The organism is uncultured Ruminococcus sp. (assembly GCA_902785355.1).
In the GTDB taxonomy this organism is placed as follows: Bacteria; Bacillota; Clostridia; order Oscillospirales; family Acutalibacteraceae; genus Ruminococcoides.
On the sequence record CACZYF010000007.1, the window covers coordinates 45,707 to 52,334 of the forward strand.

At 53.9% G+C, this 6,628-nt stretch carries 4 protein-coding genes and 1 pseudogene; all 5 read right to left on the reverse strand.

Features of this window, described 5'->3' with window-relative positions:
• Nucleotides 1-32: 32 nt before the first annotated feature.
• Nucleotides 33-932 (reverse strand): permease-like cell division protein FtsX, encoded by a 900-nt coding sequence (gene ftsX / locus R2I50_RS02605; protein ID WP_316607543.1) that lies wholly within the window; start codon nucleotides 930-932, stop codon nucleotides 33-35.
• Between the two features lie 23 nt (nucleotides 933-955).
• Nucleotides 956-1,642 (reverse strand): cell division ATP-binding protein FtsE, encoded by a 687-nt coding sequence (gene ftsE, locus R2I50_RS02610; RefSeq protein WP_201428256.1) that lies wholly within the window; start codon nucleotides 1,640-1,642, stop codon nucleotides 956-958.
• Between the two features lie 77 nt (nucleotides 1,643-1,719).
• Entirely contained in the window at nucleotides 1,720-2,805 is a 1,086-nt protein-coding gene (locus tag R2I50_RS02615) for a CdaR family transcriptional regulator (protein ID WP_201428257.1), read from the reverse strand.
• 461 nt (nucleotides 2,806-3,266) lie between these two features.
• On the reverse strand, nucleotides 3,267-5,393 hold the full coding sequence (locus tag R2I50_RS02620) for a sodium-translocating pyrophosphatase (protein WP_316607544.1): 2,127 nt from the start codon (nucleotides 5,391-5,393) through the stop codon (nucleotides 3,267-3,269).
• Nucleotides 5,394-5,670: 277 nt separating this feature from the next.
• Nucleotides 5,671-6,628: pseudogene (locus tag R2I50_RS02625) on the reverse strand (dockerin type I repeat-containing protein); the annotation flags it as partial.

The following is a 6,628-nucleotide window of genomic DNA, read 5'->3' on the forward strand; positions in this document are numbered from 1 at the left end:
GATTATCTAAAGAAAGTCCGGATAATCGAATGTTACCAGCCGAGAACCTCGTTACCCTCGTGGGTGAGGAAGCGGCGGATGGATACCGCGCTGCCGAGCGCGCCGACTACGACGCCTGCAGCGCAGAAGATGCCGATAATCGGCCACATGACCTCGGTAAATCTGGTGTACGGGAAGTCAAGGATATTGCGAGCGGCGCTGATGATCGCGTCGGACAGCACAAAGATCAGTCCGATGGAGATGATCGCCGATATCAAACCGATGACGATTCCCTCTATAATGAACGGTACCCGCACAAAGGTGTTGGTCGCGCCTACGCTCTTCATGATACTGATCTCAAAGCGGTGCGAGAACATGGTCATTCGGATTGTGTTGCTGATGATAAACAGCGAGATGATACCCAGCGCAAGGATAATCCACAGGCTCATCGTGGTGATAAACGACGACAGGCTCGTAAGCTTTGCCGCCACGTCGCGGTGGGAAGATACCGAGGCAACCCCCGGTACGTTTTTGATCAGCGCAATGGTATCGTCGTATTTGGACAGATCGTCCATGACGATGCTGTAGGCGTAGGGGAGGGGGTTGTCGTCGCCGGTCATGTTCGCAAAGACCTCGTCGCCCAACTGCTCGCGGTACGCCTCGATGGATTCATCCTTATCGATGAACTGGACGTCGACGATGTTGTCGACCTCCTTGAGCTCTTTTCCTTTGTAAACGGCTTCGAGCTTGGTCATATTATCGTCCAGAAAGACCTTGGTGACGTTGGTATCGCCGACGGAGTCTACGATGTTCGCCACGTTAATGGTCAGCATGATCGCCGAGCCCGTCAGCACCAGACAGGAGATCAGTACGCCGATGGACGCGAGGCTCATCAGGCGGTTATGCGCCAGATTTTTGAAGCCCTCTTTAATAAGATAGCCAAAACTACTCATAACTTTTATTCCTTTCCGCTGCCTCAGATGACCACGAATCGGTCGTCGGCAGTGTCGGATACGACCCTGCCGTCGTCGATGGTGATGACGCGCTTGCCAAAGGACTTGACCAGCTCATGCTCGTGGGTAACGATCAGCACGGTGGTGCCGCGTTTGTTGATCTCAGAGAGCAGCTCGATGATCTCGTAGCTCATCTCAGGGTCAATGTTGCCCGTAGGTTCGTCGGCGATGATCATCTCGGGGTTATTGACCAGCGCGCGCGCCAGAGAGACGCGCTGCTGCTCGCCGCCGGAGAGCTCCGAGGGGTGATCCTGCGCCTTATCGGCGAGACCGACCAACTCGAGGATATAGGGCACGCGCTTTTTGATGGCGTCGTTTTTCTTGCCGACGCAGCGCATCGCGAAGGCGACGTTCTCATAGACGGTCATCTTCGAGATCAGGCGGAAGTCCTGGAAGACGATGCCCATGGTGCGTCTGAGATACGGTACCTTACCGCGTCTCATCTTCTCAAGGTGCATATTGTTGACGATGATGGAGCCGGAGGTCGGCTTTTCCTCACGCATAATCAGCTTGAGGAAGGTACTTTTGCCCGCGCCGGAGGCGCCGACGATGAAGACCATCTCGCCCTTGTCGATTTTCAGAGATACGTTATCCAGAGCGTGTACGCCGTTGGAGGCATATACCTTGGATACGTTGTTGAATTCTATCATAGTAATTCCTTTCGCCGGCAGAAAACTGCCGCTGTTGGGATTATATGTGTTTTACTTTTGGGTGATTCCCGCGGGGATCAGTACTTGGTGGGGCTGGAGGTCAGATACTTCTTGACCATCAGCGCTACCTTAAAGACGATCGCGTCCTCAAACTCGCGCAGATCGAGCCCCGTCAGCTTCTTGATCTTCTCCAAGCGATATACCAGCGTGTTGCGGTGTACAAAGAGCTTTCTGGAGGTCTCGGAAACATTCAGGTTGTTTTCAAAGAATTTCTGGATGGTGAACAGGGTCTCCTGGTCGAGACTGTCGATGGAGCCGCGCTTAAAGACTTCCTTGAGGAACATCTCGCAGAGGGTGGTCGGCAGCTGGTAAACCAGACGCGCGATACCTAAGTTATCGTATGTAACGATCTGCCGCTCGGTGTCGAATACCTTACCGACCTCCAGCGCAACCTGAGCCTCTTTGAAGGAGTGCGCCAGATCCTTGATGCCGGTGACGGTGGTACCCATGCCGACGACGCAGTGGGTATAGAACTCGGTGGAGAGAGTATCGACGATGGAGCCCGCGAGCTTTTCGAGGTCCTTGGTCGAGATACCGGGCTTGATCTCCTTGACCAGCGCGATATCGGTCTCGTTGATATTGATGACGAAATCCTTGCTCTTATCGGGGAAGAGGTTCTGAACAACGTCAAAGGCAGAAACGTCGGTTTTAGAAGTGATCTTGATCAGCATGACAACGCGGCTGACGTCGCTGTTGAAGCGCAGCTCGCGCGCCTTCAGGTAGATGTCGCCGGGGAGGATGTTGTCGAGGATGACGTTCTTGATAAAGTTGGAGCGGTCATACTTTTCATCATAATACTGCTTGATGGAGCTCAGCGAAACCGCCAGCAGCTGAGCGTACTTCTGCGCGATCTCATCGCTGCCCTGTACGAACACCGCGTATTCGGATCTGGTGGAAGAGCCGAAGGACTTGAAGGTGTGTCCGTTAATAACAAAAGGAACGGTAGCCGACAGGGTGTCGGAGGTAATGCTCTCGTTGACCTCGCCGATCCTGCCTAACTCCGAGCAGGCGATTACGACGGATGTTTCGTCAACTACGCCGATGGTTCTGTCGATCGCGTCCTTCATCTGGTGAATAACACCCTGGAATAATCTGTTGGACATAGTTCTCCTCCATATTAAAAATAGTCAAAATACCGAACGATTTGGTGAATTACATAAATAACCCACTTTACTCATATACATTTTACACAAAAGGAGGAGAAAAAGCAACCTTTTTTTCAAAATCCGAGCGGTCTTTTCACCCGATTTTTTGAAAAAATGATATTTTTTTAATCTTGGTTGCACGCCGTTAATCTTTTTGTGCAGTGCAAAAAGCTCGCTTGGCATGAAAAAAGGGCGTCCGAATCGCGTTTCTCAACGCTTTGACATCCCGATATTATTCTTTATTAACAATATACCAAACTATAAAGCGGAAATAAAGCGTTGATATTACAATTTTTTTAATTTTTTGTGAACATTTCACCGAATTGTGTTTATCGGTTCATCTGACCACAAGATGTGGATATTATGACAAAAGGAAAAGAGCAGACACGATCGCGCGTCTGCTCTTGAATATCGGTTTATCAGCCGAACAGGTGAACCTGTACGACCAGCGCCGCGAACACGATCGATACCATGCTCAGCAGCTTGATGAGGATGTTGATGGAGGGACCCGAGGTATCCTTGAAGGGATCGCCGACGGTATCGCCTACGACAGCAGCCTTGTGCTGGTCGGAGCCCTTGCCGCCGTGGTTGCCCGCCTCGATGTACTTCTTGGCGTTATCCCACGCGCCGCCGGAGTTAGACATGAAGATCGCCATCAGGAAGCCCGAAGCGGTAGCGCCCGCGAGCATACCGACAACGCCGTAGAAGCCCAGCACCAGACCGACAACGACCGGTACAACGATCGCGATGACGGTGGGCAGGATCATTTCCTTCAGCGAGGAGCGCGAGCACATGTCGACGCACTTCGCGTAGTCGGGGTCGGCTTTGCCTTCCATCAGACCCTTGATGTTCTTGAACTGACGACGAACCTCGATCACAACGCTCTGAGCCGCTCTGCCGACAGCGTCCATAGTCAGTGCTGCAAAGACGAACGGCAGACACGCGCCGATGAACAGACCGATCAGAACCAGCGGGTTCATAACGCTGAAGCTGGAGAAGTCAGCCTTCGCGGCAGCTTCAACATTCGCTGCAGCGCCGACTTCCTTGACCTTCTCGATGTAGGAGGCGATCAGCGCCAGCGCGGTCAGCGCGGCGGAGCCGATCGCGAAGCCCTTACCGGTAGCGGCAGTGGTGTTGCCCAGAGAATCGAGCGCGTCGGTTCTCTCTCGGACCTCATGCTCGAGGCCGCTCATCTCGGCGATACCGCCCGCGTTATCGGCAACAGGACCGTAAGCGTCGGTCGCGAGGGTGATACCGAGGGTGGACAGCATACCGACAGCCGCCAGCGCGATACCGTACAGACCCATGTTGGGGCTTGTGATCGAGCCGCCGGATACAAAGAACGCGACCAGAACCGCGATGCCGACGATGATGATCGGAATAGCGGTGGAGAGCATACCCAGACCCAGACCGCCGATGATGATGGTGGCGGAGCCGGTCTCGGATTTTGCCGCGAGATTCTTGGTGGGCTTATAGGTATCCGAGGTGAAGTACTCGGTCGCTTTACCGATCAGAACGCCTGCGAGCAGACCCGCGAGAACGGCAAAGTACATTTTCCAGTTCTCGGCGCCCAGGATGAAGTAGATCAGCGGGAACGCCAGAACAGCGATCAGGATAGCGGCGAGGTTGGTACCGCGGGAGAGCGCCTTCAAAAGGAGCTTCTGCTCGGTTTTCTCACCGGTGCGTACAAAGAAGGTGCCGATGATGGAGCACAGGATGCCCAGTGCAGCCATGATCATCGGGACAGCCATCGCCTTGAACTGCATATCGCCGTTGCCGGTGAATGCGGCAACGCCCAGCGCTGCGCAGGAGATGACGGAGCCGACATAGCTCTCGTATAGGTCAGCGCCCATACCCGCTACGTCGCCGACGTTATCGCCGACGTTATCCGCGATAACGGCAGGGTTACGGGGATCGTCCTCGGGAATACCCGCCTCGACCTTACCGACGAGGTCAGCGCCGACGTCGGCAGCCTTGGTGAAGATACCGCCGCCGACACGGGCAAACAGCGCCATGGAGGACGCGCCCATACCGAAGGTCAGCATTGCGGAGGTGATACCCGCGGGATCAAGACCGAATGCATACTTTAACAGGGTGAACCAGATCGAGATATCGAGAAGTCCAAGACCTACGACGGTGAAGCCCATGACGGAGCCCGCCGAGAAAGCGACTCTCAATCCCTTGTTCAGACCGGTGCGGCAGGCGTTCGCGGTACGCGCGTTAGCCGCCGTAGCGATCTTCATGCCGACGAAGCCCGACAGACCCGAGAAGAAACCGCCTGTTGCGAAGGCGAAGGGTACATAGGGGGTCAGCAGTCCGAAAATAGCCATCGCGCCCAGGATCACGAACATGACCGCGAAGAAGATCAGTACGATGGTGTACTGTCTCTTGAGGTAAGCGTTCGCGCCGGAACGGATGGAAGCGGAGATCTTCTTCATTTTGTCGGTACCTTCGTCAAAGCCCAGCACGCGCTTTGCCATGATCACGGCGAAACCAAGCGCCAGCAGAGCGCCGACGAAGATCGCGATTACAAGATAGATATCCATGTGTTCTACGTCTCCTTTCCAAGCTCTAATCTCTGAATTTGCAGAAAAACCGTCAAAGATTAGATTTCGTATCCCTCATTTTACTATATCAAAGCGTTAAAGTCAAGAAAAACTGACTTTACAAAATAGCATAAATTGACTCATATCCTATCAAATTTTTGTAATCTGTACACATCTCAGCGCGGTCTGCTTTGCGGCGATACCGGGCGCAAAAAGCCCCGCGAGGGTTTCGCGGGGCGGGATGCTGACGGTTAGCTGACCGTTAAAAGTATTCGGATTATTTCCACAGAGGAGTCTTTCCTCTGGCGGCGGCGTTGATCTTGCCGCAGTCTGCGGTAGTGATACTGCCGTCACCGGTCACGTCCGCGCAGCTGAATTCATAGCCTGTGAGCACAGCTTTCTTACGTGCGGCGGAATTTGCTTTGCCGTAGTCGGCAGTGGTGATCTTACCGTCGCCGGTGACGTCGCCGATCGGTTGGATCTTGACATCCTGAGTGACGTTTGCGTCTGTTACGATGATCTCGTAGACGCGCTCAACATGGTTTTCCTTGCGAACGGTCAGGTTGTAGGTGCCTGCAGCAACGTTAATGAACTCATAGTCGGTTTTACCTTCGATCATATTGGAGAAGTCGCTGTCTGTGGCAGCGAGCTCCAAGGTAACATCGGAATCGTTAAGATAAGAGGTGATCTTACCGCTGACGGTGTAGCCGGTGTCGGGAGCGGAGCCTGCGGGCAGGGTAGAAGCGTCATAGCTCCAGGTGGTCTCTACGCTGTTATCCGTGAAAGCGGACTGGACGAAATCCTTGGTCAGACCCAAGCCTGCGCCGATATCGTCGATCATCTGCTGCTCGGTCTTGGTGGAGTAGGTGCGTGCGTTTTCGATACCTTCCTTACCGGTCGCGGTCAGGAAGGTGGTGAAGATGTTCTCACCGGTCTCGCCCGCGGGGATGCAGGTACCGATAACGTTACCGGTAGAGGAGATCTGGAGACGGGGGCCGTAATCAGCGGCGTTTAAATCTTCCCAGAACGCAAGGATAGACAGCTTGGAGCTGTCAACAGGATTCTCGACCTTGTTCTCGGTATCGGCATAAGCGATATGACCGTAGCAGGTGGTATCCATCAGCAGGGAATAGGTCTCGGTATCGCCTAAGGTAAAGATGATCGCGTACTGCTCGCCGTCCTTGAGATTCATACCCTTAGCGGCGGGATCGTAGGAGAAAACGCCGGTGAAGTTG